Source organism: Phaeobacter sp. PT47_59 (assembly GCF_028890025.1).
Taxonomy (GTDB): domain Bacteria; phylum Pseudomonadota; class Alphaproteobacteria; order Rhodobacterales; family Rhodobacteraceae; genus Phycobacter.
In genome coordinates this window covers 62885-80404 of record NZ_JARCJL010000018.1, presented here as the reverse complement: position 1 = coordinate 80404, position 17520 = coordinate 62885, and the positions used below count along the sequence as shown (strand labels likewise).

The window sequence follows — 17520 nt, the reverse complement described above, 5'->3', positions numbered from 1 at the left end:
ATAGGTGTCCCAAGGTCTTCCTCTCGGCCATCGCGCTCGCAGCCGTCGTTATCTACTGGTTATGAATCCTGACCCTAACCGTCGCAGATCTGTTGCTCAGCAATGATTCAGTTGCTGACACCGATCAGCGTATTCTTTTAAACGAACTCAAGCGGTTCCTCACGCATGACAGTGCGGGCGTAAAAGGGTTTGACCGGATGCCACCCGAATGGAGCGAGTTGAACAGACATGTGTCTGCCGGTGGAAAAATCTTAGCCCGATCTTCTGAAGCAACCGCCGTGCTCGACGCCTGGCACCAGGAAACAAAGGACTTGGCGCTTATCCTTAGTCGCCATACCGACACAGCTGTATCGCAAAAGCTGAGCCGTAAACATGTGAGCGATCCATCCCTTCGTCACAAAGACGAACTACAGCTTCTCAGGGAAATACAACAGCTCAGCGCGACCTTTGACGTTCCCGACGCCGCTGCCCCGCTGGACGTCGTCGCCGACATGAACCGCAGAACAATAGAAGTCGGCATGACACTCAGGGCTCCCGAAGACAAGAAATCAGCGAAGGCACGATTGAACTGGCTGCTGCGGCAAATAAAAGTGGACAATGTGGATGAGGTATTCGTACGCATGAAGTGGCCAGGGCGCAGCGAAGACACTCAGTTTCCCATTACCGACCTAATTGCATCTCCTGATCTTTGCGAAAAAGATAAGAATGGCCTGCAAGTGGTCAGCTTCCACCTCTACCGAGCCAAGAGATTGGGTGCCAAATTCATTCAGCAAACCAACTTCATTGCCGAGCTGGAACAGATCGTACCGGCATTCTACCGCGACATCGGCCAGAATTTGGTAGCTTGGCGGAAACCTGCTCCAAAGATCAAGGTGCCCCAACCGGAAGTCGACCTTCAGAGCCTTGAAGATGAGGCAGAGATGGAAGCACAGGAAGGCTGACGGCTAACCCGCCACCAACGCCCCCCAAAGGTCATACTCCCCGGCCTCGTCCACCTCGACGGTGACCAGATCACCGACGGTCAAGCCTTCGGTGCCCTCGTCGATGAACAGGTTGCCGTCAATCTCAGGCGCGTCGGCCTTGGTGCGGCAGGTGGCGATGCCGTCTTCGTCGATGTCGTCCACGATGACCTGGCAGATCTGCCCGACCTTGGCCGCCAGCTTGGCCTCGGAAATGGCTTGCGCCTTTTCCATGAAGCGCTCCCAGCGTTCCTGCTTCACCTCTTCGGGCACGTGATCCGGCAGATCGTTGGAGCGCGCTCCGGCCACGTTTTCGTACTTGAAACACCCCACCCGGTCGAGCTGTGCCTCGTCCATCCAGTCCAAGAGGTGCTGGAACTCCGCCTCGGTCTCTCCCGGGTAGCCGACGATAAAGGTCGAGCGCAGGGTGATCTCCGGGCAGGTGTCGCGCCAGGCGCGGATTTCGTCCAGTGTCTTGGCCGCTGCTGCGGGGCGCGCCATGCGTTTCAGCACATCCGGGTGAGCGTGCTGAAAGGGGATATCCAGATAGGGCAGCAGGGCATTGTCCGGGTCCGCCATCAGCGGGATCAGCTCGCGCACATGGGGGTATGGGTAGACATAGTGCAGCCGCACCCAAAGGTCCGAGGCCGGTGCCAGTTCGCCCAGCGCGCGGGACAGGTCGGTGATATGGCTGCGGATTGCTCCGCCTTTCCAGGGGTTCACATCATACTTTCGGTCCAGCCCATAGGCCGAGGTATCCTGGCTGATCACCAGAAGTTCGCGCACGCCTGCATCGACCAGCTTCTCCGCTTCGCGCAGCACCGCATGGGCCGGGCGCGAGGCGAGCCGCCCGCGCATGTCGGGGATGATGCAGAACTTGCACTTGTGATTGCAGCCTTCCGAGATCTTCAGATAGCTGAAATGGCGCGGGGTGAGGCTAACGCCGGTGGCGGGCAAGAGGTCAACAAATGGATCGGGGCTGGGCGGCACGGCGGCGTGCACGGCATCCAGCACCTGTTCGTACTGGTGCGGGCCGGTGACGGCGAGGATGCGCGGATGATGGTCGCGAATATACTCCGGCTCGGCGCCCAGACAGCCGGTGACGATGACCTTGCCGTTTTCCTTCAGTGCTTCACCGATGGCCTCCAGGCTTTCGGCCTTGGCGCTGTCCAGGAAACCGCAGGTGTTGACGATCACCGCATCGGCGCCTGCGTAATCGGCGCTGATGCCGTATCCTTCGGCGCGCAGGCGGGTGAGGATCCGTTCGCTGTCCACCAATGCCTTGGGGCAGCCGAGCGAAACCATCCCAAGGGTCGGCTGGCCCGCGCGGGGCGAGTCACCGAACTGGGCTTTCGGGGCAAGGTCGGGGCGAAGATCTGGCGGATTGCTGGTCATGGCAGCGCATATAATACGCGCACCGGGCTTTTGGAATGGATGATTTGACCCATGCCCCGTCCTTTGCGCCTGCCGCGCCGCGACAGCGGCGCCGCGCCCAAGGCCGCCAGCGGGTCCTGGCGCAGCCAGGGCACGCGCGGGCGCGGGAGTTCCCCTTCCATGGCGACCTCCGGATCAGATCGCAATCCTGGCGCCGTGATCAGACCGTTACCCGTTCAGCCGCCGACAGGTTCTTTCTTCGCGTGCAACTGCTGCAGCCTGTCCGCATTGTTGCATCCCTCCGGAGCGGCTTCGGCGTGATCATGTGCCGCGAGCCATCGCTGGCATTTCTCGACGCAGCCACAGGCCCGGCACTGGTTGATCATCTCCGCCCAGTCCTCTTCGCTGATCTGACCTGCGGCAAAGGCTTCGACAAGATCCACATCGGTTGTCTTCGCCATCAAACCGAGCAATCGAAGATGAAACAGGGCCTCACCCAAGGGCTGCATGATCAAACCTCCCAATCCTTGCTCAAACGACCGCCCGCCTCCCGCATCGCCCTCATTGAGACGGCTCGCGCAGGAACCCCAGCAGATCCCGGTTGCGGCAATAATCCGGAGTATCGCCCGCCACGACGCCCGGCTGCGCGGAGCGCAGCCAATCCTGACAGGTTTCTGGATGAGCGCAGCGGGTACAGCGCAAGACCGCCTCGGCGATCTCATCGAAATTCAGCCGCCCGGCAATGGCCTCTTCCTGCAGGTCCAATCCAACCGCCTGCCCCATGTCATCAAAGAGGGCCGCATGGGTTTTCAATGCGCGGTGCGGCGCCGCCTCCCGTTCGTCCATAGCGCGTTCTCCAGGATCCGTTTCAGGCGCAAGGGTAGCACGGGGCCGCGAGGAGACATTGATGCAGGTCAAGCGGGCGGTTGGGCGTCCAGATAGGCGCGCACCGCATCCTGCACCCGGCGAAATCGGTCTCCGCCCAGCTTCTTGCCGCCGTACCAGCGGGTCACGATGATCACATGGTCGCTCAACCCTTGGCGTGCCATCATCCGCAGGATCACCATACCGGCACCGCTTTCGCCATCATCGGCCTTCAAGCCCCCCGTCGGCAGGATCGCCGCCCAGGTGTTATGAGTGGCCTTGGCATAGGCGCGGTCCGTCTTCAACTCTGCCAGCACCCGGTCCACCTCGGCCCGCGATGTGACAGGGGCACCGCTGACCGCATAGCGCGACCCGCGGTCTGTCAGCACCACGCCCAGCCTGCTCAGCGCGGGTGCCCTGTCGCTGTCTGCATGCCCCATGGTCAGTTCAGCCCATACCGACTGATGGTATCCTGCACCACCCGGACCCGGTCTGGATTGGCCGGATGGCTGCCAAGAAACATGTCGCCCGGATCCGGCAAGCGGGAGAAGAACTGCACCCCGACGCTGGGCCGATAGCCCGACTTGTGGGTGATGATCGTCCCCAGCCGGTCCGCCTCCAGTTCGAACGCCTTGGAGTAGCTGCGCGCACCGACGATAGCACCCAGGTCCTGCGCATTGGACACATCCGCCGCAGTGCCCCCCGCGAGCGTTGCCAGACCGGCCAGCAGCACGGATCCCGCCGCAGCATTCTGTTGCTGGCGTGCCAGGTGGCCCTCGATATGGTGGGCCGTCTCATGGGCCATGACAAATGCCAGTTCATCCGCATTGCCGAGCTGCCCCAGCATGGATTGGGTAAAGGTGATCACCGGCCGCCCCGAACGGGCCAGGCTCTGATAGGCATTGGGAGCGGCCTTCGGGTTGGGATCGATACCGATTGCAAAATCGCAGTTCATCCCTTGGGTTTCCGTCCGGCAAATCCGCTCTGCAACCGGTTCCACCCGCGCGACCACGGCCCGGAAACTGGCCATGTCCACTCCGCCAGGCCGGTACTCAGCCGCGCCACCGGGCGGGACAGGGCGATCCTCGCTCAAGGGCGGTACCTGCACCGCACAGGCGCTGAGGGCCACAAGGGCGCAAGCAATCAAAACGCGGCGCATCGGCCTATCCTTCGTTCTTTCGTCATCGTGACATTGCGCGCCACGTGGCGCACGGCATGGATCTAAAGGCTGCGGGCCAGCATTTCCAGTGTGCCCCTCGCCCCTATGCCCCATGACAGCATCATATTTCCCCTGCCCATGCAAACGCTTGCCAATGCGCCTGCCGCGGTGGCAACATCCGCGCATGTTTACGATCGAGCATGAATTCGACTCAACCATCGTGACCCTGGTGGACGAGGGCGACGCCCCTCTGACCGAGGATGTCACCATCAACGCCTTTGCCGAATGCGTCACCGTCGAACAATATGACGCCCGAACCGATCGCGTTGAGAAAATTACCCTTTCCTACAACCAGTTGCGGGATCTGGCCGCAGCCTTGGACCTGCCGGAAGGGGTTTACCGCCTGGTCCCGGAAGAAAAGACCGGACCGGCCTAGACATCCGACACATGCATCTGCCTCCTTCTGCCCTGATCCAGGGCCCGGGCAGAAGGCTCCGCCACTGCATTGCACCCTTTGCCTTGCCGGGTTTTTCCGGTTTTCACTTGCGTCTCGGGATGAAGAAGTCCCTGTACAGAGGCAGCCAACCTGTTCACAATACAAACAGTTTATCGATTTTGGTGTTCCACATGACTAAGCTGCACACGGTTTCCAGTACCTTCGACAAGGAAACACACCTGCTCCAATTCCTGCGGGCCGCCTTTGACGGCGAGCAGCGCCTCCAGATGGAAGACTACATCGCGCCAGAGGCCAGCTTTTGTGGCCCGGTTACTGGCGGTGTCACGGTCCCGATGCAGGAATGGGCTGAATTCTCTTCTGTCGTGAAAGGACTTGTCGGCCCAAGCACCTTTGAGGTGACGCATAAGGTCGAACAGGGAGACTGGCTGACCCTGCGGCTTCACATCCGGTCGGAATGCTTGATCACGGGCAAGGCCATCGAGGGGTTTGATTGCCTGCTGGTCCGGTTCCAGGGCGACAGGATCGCAGAATACATCGGGCACATGGATTATCTGTCGTTCTTTCAGGAGCTGGATCTTGTTCCGCCGGGCGCTCTCCATGCCTGCCTGAGTGGGCAAAGGCTGACCTGGGAATAACCACCCATATGCAGACCTCCGGTGCCACCGGCTTTCTGGAGTTGACAGGCCCAGCCTCACCGAAGGCGCTAAGACCGGATCACATCCCGGGCCAACCCCTGTGCCAGTTGGGGGCTGTGCCACAGCGGCGCTGGTGACGGGGTGGCCTGGTCCAAAACCGCTTTGTCAGCCGGTCCAAAGCCGACTAATCTCGCCCCGAACAGGAGCCATGCACACAGGCCAAGGACACGGGCCAAGGACACGGGCCACGACGGCTGCCACAGGACGCGTTCTTGCAGCGCACCGCGGCGCCTGCGTGCCGTATTCTACCGCCGCCCAGCTCCGAACCTCTTGAAATAGCTTGGCCAGCCAACATATACAGCACCAATGTAAAGAGGTTTCACATATGCCCGATCGCAATGACGCCGCTCTGGACTTCCTGCTGACCCGCCGCTCGCGGCCCGCAAAGACGCTGATCGCCCCGGTGCCAGACCGCGACGAGCTGATGACGCTGCTGACCGCTGCCGCGCGCACGCCCGACCATGGCAAGCTTGAACCCTGGCGGTTCATCGTCATCGAACAGCGCGCCATGGCGCGCCTTGCCGATCTCACCACACAGGCCGGTGAGCGCCTTGGCAAATCGCCTGAGGATATCGCCAAGGGGCGCAGCCAGTTCGAACTGGGCCAACTGGCCGTGGCCGTGATCGAAGTGCAGACCGAAAGCCCCAAGATCCCAGCGATCGAGCAGACCTATTCTGCCGGTGCGGTCTGCCTTGCGCTGCTGAATGCGGCCCTGGCCGCTGGCTGGGGCGCGAACTGGCTCTCAGGCTGGGTCAGCCACGAGCGTCAATTCTGCGAAGAGGCTTTTGATCTTGCACCAAACGAACGCATCGCCGGGTTGATCCACATTGCCACCGAAGGCGCCACGCCCCCCGAACGCCCGCGCCCGGATCTGGATCGCATCACAAGCTGGATCAGCACATGATTTTCGACGCTTTCTTCAAGACACTGGCCCAGACCGGGGATCCCAGGTTCCGCCGGGTCCTGTTTCTCGGCATCGGGCTGACGCTGGCCCTGCTGGTTGCGGCCTATATCCTGTTCTTCTTTGCCATCCAGTGGCTTGTCGGCCCGGAAGTCACCCTGCCGGTGCTCGGTGAAGTGACCTGGCTGGACGATATCCTGTCCGTCGGCTCGGTCTTCCTGATGCTGGTCTTGTCGATCTTCCTGATGGTTCCGGTGGCTTCGGCGATCACCTCGATGTTCCTGGACGAGGTCGCGCAGGCGGTCGAGGACCGGCATTTCCCGACGCTGCCCCCGGCGAATGACCCGACGATCTGGGAGGGGCTTCGGGATACGGTCAATTTCCTGGGCGTACTGATCCTGGCCAACCTGCTGGCCCTCGCGCTCTATTTCCTGTTCACGCCGATCGCGGTGTTCATCTTCTGGGCGCTCAATGGGTTTTTCCTGGGACGCGAGTATTTCACCCTGGTCGCAGCGCGGCGCGTCGGAATGCCGGAGGCACGCCGGATGCGGCGCCAGCATTTGGGAACGATCTGGCTGGCCGGGACATTGATGGCCATGCCGCTGACCGTACCGCTGGTAAACCTGGTGATCCCCATCCTGGGCGCGGCAACCTTCACGCATATCTTCCACGCCCTGAAAGGCCGCGGCTAAAGAGGCAGATCTCCCGCGCCCGCAGGCGCACAGCCTTCGGCCGACACGCCTTGGCGGCCTTGGGCCCGGCGCCGCGCAGAGCGCGGCGCCGGGCCCAACGGGAGGACGTCTTTATTTAAAAAAGGCGGACGACGGGCGGGAGCACGCCTTGCCCCCACTGCCTGCTCTCATTTCCAGACATCAGCCGGTCCGTATATCAGCTGGGATCGGGCAACCGGTCGAACCAGTCGAAATCATTGACGCTGATTGCACCAGAAAGGATGATCCCGGCCACGATCGCCCAGATCACGCAGGCGGCCAGGGTGGTGATCCAGGCCTTCTGCTTCAGATAGTGGTTTTCAGGCGCCCCCGCATGGGTGCCGGGGACAATCTCTCCCCTGTCGCCTTGGGTCTCTACCCGGATCGGGATCACGATCAGAAAGGTCATGAACCAGATCACCGCATAGAGAACCAGACCGGATGTAATTCCCATGGCACCTTCACTCCCAATGGCCCGCGCCGATCCTGGCGCTGGCAACAGATAGGATCAAACCTGCTCCAGTTCCACCAGGCAACCGTTGAAATCCTTGGGGTGCAGGAACAGCACCGGCTTGCCATGGGCGCCGATCTTCGGCTCACCCGATCCCAGGACCCTCGCGCCCTGCGCCTTCAGATGATCGCGGGCGGCCAGGATATCCTCGACCTCATAGCAGACATGGTGAATGCCGCCCGAGGGGTTCTTTTCCAGGAACCCATTGATCGGAGAGTTCTCCCCCAAGGGATAGAGCAGCTCGATCTTCGTGTTCGGCAATTCGATGAACACGACCGTCACGCCATGATCCGGCTCGTCCTGCGGTGCGCCGACCTTGGCACCCAAAGCATCGCGATACTGGGCCGAGGCGGCCTCAAGATCCGGTACGGCAATGGCTACGTGGTTCAATCGACCGATCATGGCTGGTCTTCTCCTCTGACATCCTGTTTTCCCCTCCTTAAGGCCAGAGGCCGGGGCGGGGCAAGTGCGCCATTGCGCACGGCTCCTGCGATTGACCCAATCCTGACGCAACGACCTGCCTGCAACGGCGCGCGCCGGATCTGTGCCGGATCTATGCTCGGGCGTTAACTTGTAATTAGCCTCAAATCCATAGCGTCAGCTCGTATCCCGCAAGGAGTATGAGTAATGGACGATTCGGAACTGTTTGCTGCCGCCCACCGTTTGCCGACGAAACGGCGCCCGCTTCTTGGCCTGACCATCCTGGTGGTCGAGGACAGCCGCTTTGCATGCGAAGCGCTGCGCCTGTTGTGCCTGCGCAGCGGTGCCCGCATCCGCCGCGCGGATTGCCTCAAATCGGCACGTCGGCACCTGAAGGAATACCGCCCCTCGGTGGTGATCGCCGATGTCGGCCTTCCCGATGGTTCCGGCACCGAACTCATTTCCGAAATCAGCCGCGTCACCCCGCGCGTTTCGGTCATCCTTGCGATTTCCGGCGATGAAAACAACGCCGAAGCCGCGCTCGAAGCCGGGGCCGATGGCTTCCTGGCCAAGCCGATCACCTCTTTGGCGGCCTTCCAGCACGCCATCCTGTCGCGCCTGCCCGCTGAGCGCCAGCCTGCGGGCCTGCAGGACCTGTCAGATGAAACGATCGAACCGGATCTTCTGGCCTTCCGCGATGACATGGCCCATGCGGCGGATGTGCTGAACGAGGATCACGAGGGCAAGACCCTGGATTACCTGGCCCAGTTCGTCAGCGGCGTTGCCCGCAGCGCCGGCGATGGCCCGCTGGCCACGGCCGCGGCCAATCTTGCCAAATCCCGCCTGAACGGGCTGCCCGTCGGGGCAGAAACCGCCGTGCTTGCCGGAATGGTGCAGGAGCGCCTGGAACGGAAGATCGCCATCTGACATGCTCGAAGTCATTCTGATCGCCCTGGCCACCCTGGCCATCGTTCTCTATCTCCAGGCCCGCCAGGCCGCACGGGAAATCCGCCAGAACCGCGAGCGCAGCACCCATGAGGCGATCGTATTCTACCGGAGTGATCGCTAGGTCAGACCGCGTGCCTACCGCAGAAAGCCAGGGTTTGCGCCCATCTCCAGCCCCGGGAAGATCACCCGTTCCAGCTCCGGCTGATTGACGCCCGTGAGCCCCCGCAGCATCCAGGCCGCCGCCGCGCGCACATCGCCCGTGGGCATCAGATCGCGCCGGTCATAGAGATCTGCCTCTGCGAGCCCAGGCCAGCGGCCATAGACCTTGCCGCCACGGATCGCACCACCTGCCATCACCATTGCGCCGCCGGTTCCGTGATCGGTTCCGCCCGTCCCGTTCTCGCGCGCCGTGCGACCAAATTCCGTCATGGCAATGACCGCGGTCTTTGCCCAGACCTGTGCCCCCACCCCGGCCTTCAGTTCCAGCAGAGTATCCGACAGCCGTCCCAGGGCAGAGTTCAGGGTGGCCGCCTGCCGGTTGTGGGTGTCCCAGCCATTGATCGAAAAGGCGGCGATCCGGGTGTCGGCGCGCAGTTGCTCGGCGGCATAGGCGGCGACTTTCACATGGGCCTTTCTCACATCAGCCTGCCCCGGTGCCGCTGCGGGCATGCCCGCCATCCCCTCCATCTGAGGGGCATCCAAGGTCTCCAAATCGTCCGAAGGCAACGCAACCGTTGCGCCGGACAGGTCCAGCGCCTCCGAAAGGGCTGCGTGGAACAGCGGATCATCCTCCATCAACAACCCGGCCAGACGCTCGGCCTGGGCGCTGATCAGCAGGGAGGCATCCGGCGACCAATCGGCAACCGGCGCGGCCCCCTGCAACAGCTTCAACTCTCCCTGACCGATGGCAAAGGCGGTGCGGGCCTCGACGCCGGGCTGCACCTGCAACAGACGGTTGAGCCAGCCATCGCGCCGGTCCCCCAGCCCAGGCGTGCCCGCCTCCAAGAGATCCTGGCCGTCAAAATGGCTCCGCTTGTCCCGATAGGGTGTCGAGACCGCGTGCACAAAGCCCAGCTCCTCTGCCCGCCATAGCGGCATCAGCGGCGCCAGGGCCGGATGCAGGGCGTAAAACCCGTCAAGATCCAGCCCGCCATGCCCCGGCCCGCCGCGCAGTTTCTGACGCAGGGCGGCATATGCGGGATCGCCATAGGGCTGCACCACATCCAGCGCATCCATGCCGCCACGCAGGATGATCACCACCAGCCGCCCCTCCCAGGGGGCGGAGGCAAAGCTGACCGGCGTCATCAGCGGGCTGGCGGCAAGACAGCAGCCCAGCGCAGCGCTGCGGGTCAGAAAACTCCGGCGGGACGGATCCATGCTCAACTCTCCTGCTCTAACGACGCTGAAACGCCGGGGCGCATAGCACAAGGCCGATCGCCTCGGCCTGGGTTTCGGCCGCCCCCGCTGCAAAAAGAACTTTTCCATCGGCAAAGCGACCAAGACCGCCCGTGGCGAAGGCGCGCGGATCGGGAAGCGCCGAGGTCAATCGCTGCGGCGCCGCGAGAGCCCAGCGCAGCCGGGCCGACAGGTTTTGCGGGGTGATCCAGTAGCCGTCTTCCTCGGCCCATCCATCCGGTCCCGCGGCATCCTCCCATTTCTGTCCCATCAGGGCCATCGGAGCAGAGAAGATGCGAACCAACTGGCGCGGAGTCAGCTGCGTGATCGCCTCGGGGGTCACCGCCATGGCCCGGCAGGTCGACCCGATGAAATCAAAGGGGGGCTTCACGTTGTTCAGGCTTGGCTGCCAGGCTGCGGGATGTTCCAGCAGCGCCGCATAGACATCCGGCAGGTAACCACCGGTCTGGAGAAACCGGGCCTCCACATGGGCAACCAGATCGGGATCCGGCTGGTCCGCGACGAAGTGAACGGCAAGTTTGCGCGCGATGTGCCGGGCGGTGGCCGGATGGCGTGCAAGATCACGCAGCGCCTGCAGGACCGGCTGCAGATCACCTTTGAGCGCGCCATAGGACCGTCCAAGAACCTGCTCGCTGCCCGGCTCGGCCAAGCCCCGCTTGAAACTGAACCCCGATTTCAGAGTGTAGCTGAGGCCGGTAAAAAGCTCTGCCAACTGACGCACGTCCTGTTGGCTGTAGGGACCGTCCACCCCAAGGGTGTGCAACTCTAACACTTCGCGCGCGAGGTTCTCGTTCAAACCGCCGACCCGTTCGCGCCGCTGCGCCGCCGGACTGTTGGGACCTGCCGAGATATTCTGATCCAGATAATGCAGCATCAACGGGTTGGTCACTGCCGCGATCAGCATGTCTTCGAACCGCCCCGAGATATTGGCGCGGATCGCGGTTTCGGCATAGGGCGTGGCCAGGTGCAAGAAGGCCCCGCGCCGGCCCTTTGCGGTGAAATGATCTGCCCAGAACAGGGTCAACCTTTCGCGCAACCCATCCGAGCTGCGCGCATAGCGCAACAAACGCTGCGAGAACATCTGCAGCCGGTCGATGCGCTTTTGCCGCCGATACGCGCGAAAGGCCTCGTCAGCGGCGTCATATCCGGACTTGTTTCGCAGTTTCTGGCGTTTGGCCCGCAACGCCCGATATGTGTCGGTATCCCCAAGGGCTGCATCAAACGCCTGCACCGGATAGAGCCGGGCCATGTCATCCGGCCCGTTCAGAGCAGTCAGCATGGCATCGACCGACGTTGGCGGGTCAATCACCGGCGACAGACCACAGCCAAATCGGATGGCAGCCAAGTCTGGATCAAACAGCATCCGTTATTGTTCCCGTCCACATGTTGCGTTTGCAGGCGCAATGATACGACCGCGGGCCCGCGGTTCCAAAGCCCATAATCCGTCATACGCAGATCCCCGCCGGTTCCGGCGCAGACATGCAAAAAGCCCGGAGCGGGAGGCTCCGGGCTTCGGTCGCATTCATTGGCGCCTTGGGCGATTACTGATCCTGCGGGATCACGCGCAGGCCCAGTTCCATCAGCTGCTCGGCCATCGGCTCGCTTGGCGCCGACATCATCAGATCCTCGGCGCGCTGGTTCATCGGGAACATGATGACCTCGCGAATGTTGGCTTCATCGGCCAAGAGCATCACCATCCGGTCGATACCCGCCGCGCAACCACCGTGGGGCGGTGCGCCATACTGGAAGGCGTTGACCATGCCACCAAAGCGTTTCTCGACCTCTTCCTTGCCGTAACCGGCAATCTCGAAGGCCTTGAACATGATTTCCGGCTTGTGGTTCCGGATCGCGCCCGAGACCAGCTCGTAGCCGTTGCAGGCGAGGTCATACTGGTAACCAAGCACCTTCAGCGGATCGCCGTCCAGCGCCTCCATCCCGCCCTGCGGCATCGAGAAGGGGTTGTGTTCGAAATCGATCTTGCCGGTTTCCTCGTCCTGTTCGTAGATCGGGAAATCGACGATCCAGGCAAAGGCAAAACGGTCCTTGTCGATGAGGCCCAGTTCCTCGCCGATCACATTGCGGGCGCGGCCTGCGACGGCCTCAAACGCTTTGGGCTTGCCGCCCAGGAAGAAGGCCGCATCGCCGACGCCGAGCCCCAGCTGCTGGCGGATCGCCTCGGTGCGCTCGGGGCCGATGTTCTTGGCCAGGGGACCTGCGGCCTCCATGCCTTCGCCCTGGTCGCGCCAGAAGATATAGCCCATGCCCGGCAGGCCCTCGCCCTGGGCAAACTTGTTCATGCGGTCGCAGAACTTGCGGCTGCCGCCCGTGGGCGCGGGGATGGCGCGCACCTCGGTGCCCTCCTGCTCCAGCAGCTTGGCGAAGATGGCAAAGCCCGAGCCGCGGAAATGCTCGGAACAATCCTGCATCTTGATCGGGTTGCGCAGGTCCGGCTTGTCGCTGCCGTACCATTTGGCGGCATCCTTGTAGGAGATCTGCGGCCATTCGGTATCGACCTTGCGGCCACCGCCGAATTCCTCGAAGACACCCTGCATCACCGGCTGGATGGTATCAAAGACATCCTGCTGGGTGACAAAGGACATCTCCATGTCCAGCTGGTAGAAGTCCGCGGGCGAACGGTCGGCGCGCGGGTCCTCATCGCGGAAACAGGGCGCGATCTGGAAATACTTGTCAAAGCCCGACACCATCATCAGCTGCTTGAACTGCTGCGGCGCCTGCGGCAGGGCGTAGAACTTGCCCGGATGCAAACGGGACGGCACCAGGAAGTCGCGCGCGCCTTCGGGCGAGGATGCGGTGATGATCGGCGTCTGGTATTCGTTGAAGCCCTTGTCCCACATGCGCTTGCGGATCGACTGGATCATCTGCGAGCGCAGCACCATATTGTTCTGCATCTTCTCGCGGCGCAGATCCAGGTAGCGATAGCGCAGGCGGGTTTCCTCAGGGTATTCCTGATCGCCGAAGACCATCAGCGGCAGTTCCTCGGCCTTGCCCAGAACCTCGATATCGCGGATGAAGACCTCGATCTCGCCGGTGGGGATCTTTGGGTTCACCAGGCTTTCATCGCGCGCCAGCACGTTGCCGTCGATGCGGATACACCATTCCGAGCGCACCTTCTCGATCTCGGCAAAGACCGGGCTGTCGGGATCGGCCATGACCTGGGTGATGCCATAGTGGTCGCGCAGGTCGATGAACAACAGGCCGCCGTGGTCGCGGACACGATGGACCCAGCCGGACAGGCGCACGGTGTCGCCCACGTTGGATTTGTTCAGTTCGGCGCAGGTATGGCTGCGATATGCGTGCATGGGTTGGCCTCTTTTCGGCTGAAACGGGCAATTGGGCTCGGAAGGCTTCCGAAAGCTTTGCGCCGATACACCTGCTGCGCCTGCGGAAGTCAAGGCCCGAGGCCCTCTGCGACGGGTTTCACCCCCCATATTGCGCGCAAAATTCACTGCATCGTGCCTATGTCGGCCAGTATAGGGTAAGGTGGGGGCCATGAGCCAAAAGCGGCATTTTGCAGCGCCGCGCCAATCCCCCTTGCACCTTTTTGCTCTGTCCCTATAACGCAGGACAATTTGGGCGCTGGGGGCGCCCGGTGACTCGACCCACATTCCGCGCGCACAATCGAAGGACACAAGGCCATGCCAAAAAGAACCGACATCCAGTCGATCATGATCATTGGTGCAGGGCCCATCATCATCGGGCAGGCCTGCGAATTCGACTATTCCGGCGCTCAGGCCTGCAAGGCGCTGCGCGAAGAGGGCTACCGGGTGATCCTGGTGAACTCCAACCCCGCCACCATCATGACCGATCCGGGTCTGGCCGACGCTACCTATATCGAGCCGATCACGCCCGAGGTCGTCGCCAAGATCATCGAGAAAGAGCGTCCCGACGCACTGCTGCCGACCATGGGCGGGCAGACCGGCCTCAACACATCCTTGGCGCTTGAAGAGATGGGCGTGCTGGAGAAATTCGGCGTCGAGATGATCGGCGCCAAGCGCGAAGCCATTGAAATGGCAGAAGACCGCAAGCTGTTCCGCGAAGCGATGGATCGTCTTGGCCTGGAAAACCCGCGCGCCTCGATCATCACCGCCCCCACCCGCGAAAATGGCACCGCCGATCTGGATGCAGGCGTGCAACTGGCGCTGGAAGCGCTGGAAGAGGTCGGCCTGCCCGCGATCATCCGCCCCGCCTTTACGCTGGGCGGCACCGGCGGCGGCGTGGCCTATAACCGCGAAGATTACATCCACTACTGCCGCTCCGGCATGGATGCCTCGCCCGTGAACCAGATCCTGGTCGACGAGAGCCTCTTGGGCTGGAAAGAGTATGAAATGGAAGTGGTCCGCGACAAGGCGGACAATGCGATCATCGTCTGCTCGATCGAGAACGTCGATCCGATGGGTGTGCACACCGGCGATTCGATCACCGTGGCCCCGGCCCTGACGCTGACCGACAAGGAATACCAGATGATGCGCACCGCCTCGATCGAGGTGCTGCGCGAGATCGGCGTGGAAACCGGCGGCTCCAACGTGCAATGGGCGGTGAACCCGGCCGATGGCCGCATGGTGGTGATCGAGATGAACCCGCGGGTCAGCCGCTCCTCAGCGCTGGCCTCCAAGGCGACCGGCTTCCCGATTGCAAAGATCGCCGCGAAACTGGCGGTGGGTTACACGCTGGACGAGCTGGACAACGACATCACCAAGGTGACGCCCGCATCGTTCGAGCCCTCCATCGACTATGTCGTCACCAAGATCCCGAAATTCGCCTTCGAGAAATTCCCCGGCTCCGAGCCCTACCTCACCACCGCGATGAAATCCGTGGGCGAGGCGATGGCCATTGGCCGCACCATCCACGAAAGCATGCAAAAGGCACTGGCCTCGATGGAATCGGGCCTGACCGGCTTTGACGAGGTGGAAATCCCCGGCATGAAAGTCGGCCTCTGGGACGAGGCAACCGGCGATGACAAGGCTGCCGTCATCAAGGCGATCAGCAAGCAGACCCCGGACCGGATGCGCACCATTGCCCAGGCGATGCGTCACGGCCTGAGCGACGACGAAATCCAGGGCGTTACCAAGTTCGACCCCTGGTTCCTGGCCCGCATCCGCGAAATCGTCGAGGCCGAGCGGGACCTGCGCAAGACCGGCCTGCCGATGCGCGAAGACGAACTGCGCGCGCTCAAGATGCTGGGCTTCACCGATGCCCGCCTTGGCGCCCTCACCGGCCGCGACGAGGACAACGTGCGCCGCGCCCGTCAGAACCTGGGCGTCAATGCCGTGTTCAAACGGATCGACACCTGCGCAGCCGAGTTCGAGGCGCAGACCCCCTATATGTACTCCACCTATGAAACCCCGATGATGGGTGAGGTGGAATGCGAGGCGCGCCCGTCTGACCGCAAGAAGGTCGTGATCCTGGGCGGTGGCCCGAACCGGATCGGCCAGGGGATCGAGTTCGACTACTGCTGCTGTCACGCCTGCTATGCGCTGACGGATGCCGGGTATGAAACCATCATGATCAACTGCAACCCGGAAACCGTGTCGACCGACTATGACACCTCGGACCGGCTGTATTTCGAACCGCTGACCTTCGAACACGTGATGGAGATCCTGCGCGCCGAGCAAGCGAACGGCACCCTGCATGGCGTCATCGTTCAGTTCGGCGGTCAGACCCCGCTGAAACTGGCCAATGCGCTGCAGGACGAGGGCATTCCGATCCTCGGCACCACGCCGGACGCCATTGACCTCGCCGAAGACCGCGAACGCTTCCAGGATCTGGTGAACAAGCTGGGCCTAAAGCAGCCGCATAACGGCATTGCCTCCACCGATGCGCAGGCACTGGAAATCGCCGAGGAAATCGGCTTCCCGCTGGTCATTCGCCCCTCCTACGTTCTGGGTGGCCGCGCGATGGAGATCGTGCGCGACATGGACCAGCTGAAACGCTACATCAACGAGGCCGTGGTGGTCTCGGGCGACAGCCCGGTGCTGCTCGACAGCTATCTGGCCGGTGCGGTCGAACTGGATGTGGATGCGCTTTGCGATGGCACCGACGTGCATGTGGCGGGCATCATGCAGCACATCGAGGAGGCCGGTGTGCACTCGGGCGACAGCGCCTGTTCCCTGCCGCCCTATTCGCTGTCCAAGGATGTGATCGAAGAGATCAAGACCCAGACCCACGCGCTGGCCAAGGCGCTGAATGTGGTCGGTCTGATGAACGTGCAGTTCGCGATCAAGGGCGACGAGATCTTCCTGATCGAGGTGAACCCGCGCGCCAGCCGCACCGTGCCGTTTGTTGCCAAGGCCACCGACAGCGCCATCGCGTCGATTGCCGCGCGCATCATGGCGGGCGAGAAACTGTCCGCCTTCCCGCAGCGCGCGCCGTATGAACCCGATGCCGGTTACGACGTGGACGTGCCGATGGCCGATCCGATGACGCTGGCCGACCCGAATATGCCCTGGTTCTCGGTCAAGGAAGCAGTGCTGCCCTTTGCCCGCTTCCCGGGCGTCGACACGCTGCTTGGCCCGGAAATGCGCTCCACCGGTGAGGTGATGGGCTGGGATCGCTCCTTTGCCGGCGCCTTCCTGAAGGCACAGATGGGCGCGGGCATGGTGCTGCCGTCCTCGGGCCGCGCCTTCATCTCGATCAAGGATGCCGACAAGGGCGCCACCATGCTGGAGGCCGCCAAGATCCTGATCGAGCAGGGCTTCACCCTGGTGGCCACCGGCGGCACCAAGACCTGGCTGGACGGCCATGGCGTGCCCTGTGAGGGCGTCAACAAGGTCTATGAGGGCCGGCCGCATGTGGTGGATCTGCTGAAGGACGGCCATGTGCAGATCCTGATGAACACCACCGAAGGCGCCCAGGCGGTCGAGGACAGCAAGGAAATGCGCTCGGTCGCGCTTTACGACAAGATCCCCTATTTCACCACCGCCGCCGGCGCCCATGCCGCCGCCCTGGCGATCAAGGCCCAGGCTGAAGGGGAAGTGCAGGTCAAGAGCTTGCAGGGGTAAGGTCCCCCGTTTTGCAGAATGCCAAAGGCCCCGGAGTATCTCCGGGGCCTTTTTCTACCTCCACATGGAGACCTACGCCCCTTCACC

19 protein-coding genes are annotated in these 17520 nt (G+C 62.6%); 8 read left to right on the top strand and 11 right to left on the bottom strand.

The window, feature by feature from the left end:
- Positions 1-92 precede the first annotated feature (92 nt).
- Complete coding sequence (locus PXK01_RS15770; protein WP_274860795.1) at positions 93-941, top strand: hypothetical protein; 849 nt, start codon at positions 93-95, stop codon at positions 939-941.
- Between the two features lie 3 nt (positions 942-944).
- Here PXK01_RS15770 and rimO read toward each other — a convergent pair whose 3' ends face one another.
- The 6 genes from rimO to PXK01_RS15740 form a co-directional block, all read right to left on the bottom strand.
- The gene (rimO, locus tag PXK01_RS15765) at positions 945-2354 is read right to left on the bottom strand and encodes a 30S ribosomal protein S12 methylthiotransferase RimO (protein ID WP_274860794.1); all 1410 of its coding nucleotides are present in this window, start codon (positions 2352-2354) and stop codon (positions 945-947) included.
- A complete protein-coding gene (locus tag PXK01_RS15760; RefSeq protein ID WP_274848687.1) occupies positions 2351-2515 on the bottom strand; it encodes a hypothetical protein in 165 nt (54 codons plus the stop codon). Before PXK01_RS15760 ends, rimO begins: the two co-directional genes overlap by 4 nt.
- A gap of 54 nt (positions 2516-2569) precedes the next feature.
- Positions 2570-2842, bottom strand: a complete 273-nt coding sequence (locus PXK01_RS15755; protein WP_274848730.1) for a DUF6455 family protein — start codon at positions 2840-2842, stop codon at positions 2570-2572.
- 52 nt (positions 2843-2894) lie between these two features.
- A complete protein-coding gene (locus PXK01_RS15750) occupies positions 2895-3179 on the bottom strand; it encodes a DUF6455 family protein (RefSeq protein ID WP_274848686.1) in 285 nt (94 codons plus the stop codon).
- Between the two features lie 68 nt (positions 3180-3247).
- A complete protein-coding gene (locus tag PXK01_RS15745; RefSeq protein WP_274860793.1) occupies positions 3248-3637 on the bottom strand; it encodes a YigZ family protein in 390 nt (129 codons plus the stop codon).
- A gap of 2 nt (positions 3638-3639) precedes the next feature.
- Entirely contained in the window at positions 3640-4356 is a 717-nt protein-coding gene (locus PXK01_RS15740; RefSeq protein WP_274860792.1) for a M48 family metallopeptidase, read from the bottom strand.
- Positions 4357-4540: 184 nt separating this feature from the next.
- On the opposite strand from PXK01_RS15740, the gene PXK01_RS15735 reads away from it, so the two are divergent.
- The 4 genes from PXK01_RS15735 (at position 4541) to PXK01_RS15720 (ending at position 7101) form a co-directional block, all read left to right on the top strand.
- Positions 4541-4792, top strand: coding sequence for a hypothetical protein (locus PXK01_RS15735; protein ID WP_274860791.1), 252 nt, complete (start codon positions 4541-4543; stop codon positions 4790-4792).
- 119 nt (positions 4793-4911) lie between these two features.
- Positions 4912-5448, top strand: coding sequence for an ester cyclase (locus PXK01_RS15730; RefSeq protein ID WP_274860789.1), 537 nt, complete (start codon positions 4912-4914; stop codon positions 5446-5448).
- 385 nt (positions 5449-5833) lie between these two features.
- Complete coding sequence (locus tag PXK01_RS15725; protein WP_274860788.1) at positions 5834-6412, top strand: nitroreductase family protein; 579 nt, start codon at positions 5834-5836, stop codon at positions 6410-6412.
- A complete protein-coding gene (locus PXK01_RS15720; RefSeq protein WP_274860787.1) occupies positions 6409-7101 on the top strand; it encodes an EI24 domain-containing protein in 693 nt (230 codons plus the stop codon). The genes PXK01_RS15725 and PXK01_RS15720 overlap by 4 nt, the downstream gene beginning before the upstream one ends.
- A gap of 196 nt (positions 7102-7297) precedes the next feature.
- On the opposite strand, the gene PXK01_RS15715 is transcribed toward PXK01_RS15720, so the two are convergent.
- Positions 7298-7573 carry a DUF1467 family protein gene (locus PXK01_RS15715; RefSeq protein WP_274848679.1) on the bottom strand — a complete coding sequence of 92 codons (276 nt, stop codon included), beginning with the start codon at positions 7571-7573 and terminating at the stop codon, positions 7298-7300.
- Positions 7574-7627: 54 nt separating this feature from the next.
- A complete protein-coding gene (mce, locus tag PXK01_RS15710) occupies positions 7628-8032 on the bottom strand; it encodes a methylmalonyl-CoA epimerase (RefSeq protein WP_274848678.1) in 405 nt (134 codons plus the stop codon).
- 225 nt (positions 8033-8257) lie between these two features.
- Here mce and PXK01_RS15705 point away from each other — a divergent pair, with 225 nt between their 5' ends.
- Both PXK01_RS15705 and PXK01_RS15700 read left to right on the top strand, forming a co-directional pair.
- Complete coding sequence (locus PXK01_RS15705; protein ID WP_274848677.1) at positions 8258-8977, top strand: response regulator; 720 nt, start codon at positions 8258-8260, stop codon at positions 8975-8977.
- A gap of 1 nt (position 8978) precedes the next feature.
- Complete coding sequence (locus PXK01_RS15700) at positions 8979-9119, top strand: hypothetical protein (protein ID WP_274848676.1); 141 nt, start codon at positions 8979-8981, stop codon at positions 9117-9119.
- Between the two features lie 14 nt (positions 9120-9133).
- Here the strand turns inward: PXK01_RS15700 and PXK01_RS15695 are convergent, their stop codons facing one another.
- From PXK01_RS15695 to aspS, 3 genes are all read right to left on the bottom strand, one after another.
- Positions 9134-10375 (bottom strand): DUF1501 domain-containing protein, encoded by a 1242-nt coding sequence (locus PXK01_RS15695; protein ID WP_274860786.1) that lies wholly within the window; start codon positions 10373-10375, stop codon positions 9134-9136.
- Between the two features lie 16 nt (positions 10376-10391).
- Positions 10392-11777, bottom strand: coding sequence for a DUF1800 domain-containing protein (locus PXK01_RS15690; RefSeq protein WP_274860784.1), 1386 nt, complete (start codon positions 11775-11777; stop codon positions 10392-10394).
- Positions 11778-11955: 178 nt separating this feature from the next.
- Positions 11956-13734, bottom strand: coding sequence for an aspartate--tRNA ligase (gene aspS / locus PXK01_RS15685; protein ID WP_274848673.1), 1779 nt, complete (start codon positions 13732-13734; stop codon positions 11956-11958).
- A gap of 336 nt (positions 13735-14070) precedes the next feature.
- On the opposite strand from aspS, the gene carB reads away from it, so the two are divergent.
- A complete protein-coding gene (gene carB / locus PXK01_RS15680; protein WP_274860783.1) occupies positions 14071-17433 on the top strand; it encodes a carbamoyl-phosphate synthase large subunit in 3363 nt (1120 codons plus the stop codon).
- Positions 17434-17520: the final 87 nt, after the last annotated feature.